Source organism: Salibacterium halotolerans (assembly GCF_900115625.1).
Taxonomy (GTDB): domain Bacteria; phylum Bacillota; class Bacilli; order Bacillales; family Marinococcaceae; genus Salibacterium; species Salibacterium halotolerans.
In genome coordinates this window covers 1-1,132 of sequence record NZ_FOXD01000054.1, presented here as the reverse complement: position 1 = coordinate 1,132, position 1,132 = coordinate 1, and the positions used below count along the sequence as shown (strand labels likewise).

The following is a 1,132-nucleotide window of genomic DNA, read 5'->3' as shown; positions in this document are numbered from 1 at the left end:
CGCGGGCACTTCGTAGCTCTTGTCAATCCCATGCATGTCAAACGACTCAAGGAAGTCGATGATAATTCGCCAAGTAAAAACGACACGAAAGACGCAAAAGTTATTGCCCAACAAGTTAAGGACGGGCGATACGCTGTCCCCAATCTTCTCGAAGGGATCTATGCTGACATGCGGGAAGGCATCAAATTGCGGGATCAACTCGTTCAGTCCCTCTCTCAAGTAGAAGGGCGGATTCTAAATTGGATACAGCGCTACTTCCCGGAGTTTGACAGCGTCTTTAAGCAGTGGAATGGCATCATGGCTTTAGCCACCCTGCGGGTGGTTCCTCTGCCTCGGGATATCACCCGGCTGACACCGGAAGCGATCGTGGAGGAATGGAGGAAGCACTCGAAACGGCCGGGGAGTCTGAAACGGGCGGAAAAGCTTATTCAGGCTGCAAAACGTAGTATTGGCGTGGCTGTGGGATTAGGATTTGCCAGACAGGAACTGAGCACATTACTGGAACAATATGACCTCTATTCCCGGCAGCTGGAGGACCTGGAATCTCAATTATCCGAACAGGTCAATCATCTCCCTGGCGCCGAACAAATGAGGGAGATCAAAGGATTAGGGGATATGACCATTGCGGCCTTCTTTGCCGAAATAGGGGACATTCACCAGTACCGTCATCCCAAACAGCTGATCAGCCTGGCCGGTTTAGATTTAAAAGAGAACAGCTCCGGTCTTCATAAGGGACAGACAACGATTAGTAAGCGAGGTCGAAGACGTTTACGCCGCATTCTCTTTTTAGCGATTCGTCCTCTCGTCGCTCACAATGACACGTTCCATGCCCTTCATGAGGAGCTGACGAAGCGTTCCGACCGTCCGTTAAAAAAGACACAGTCTCTTGTAGCCCTGTGTGGAAAGCTTTTAAAAGTATTGTTTGTGATGGGTCAGAGAGAATGCGCCTTTGATGGAGCGAAGCTCCTCAGAGATCGAAGACGATCTCAAGCTCAAGCAGCCTAATGTTCCAATCTTATACGACCTTGTTTCTCGTTCTTCTGTGTCTATAGAACAAACACCAGCAGTGCCGAGGCGGCGTTCATTTTATCCATTCGGGCATAGACCCAGCTAAGGAGCTTAGCCGCCCCCC

At 50.3% G+C, this 1,132-nt stretch carries 1 protein-coding gene; it reads left to right on the top strand.

Annotated elements, in window-relative coordinates; genetic code table 11:
* A partial coding sequence (locus tag BM124_RS18465) for an IS110 family RNA-guided transposase (protein ID WP_139217177.1) occupies window positions 1–1,005 on the top strand: 1,005 nt, incomplete at its 5' end.
* Window positions 1,006–1,132: the final 127 nt, after the last annotated feature.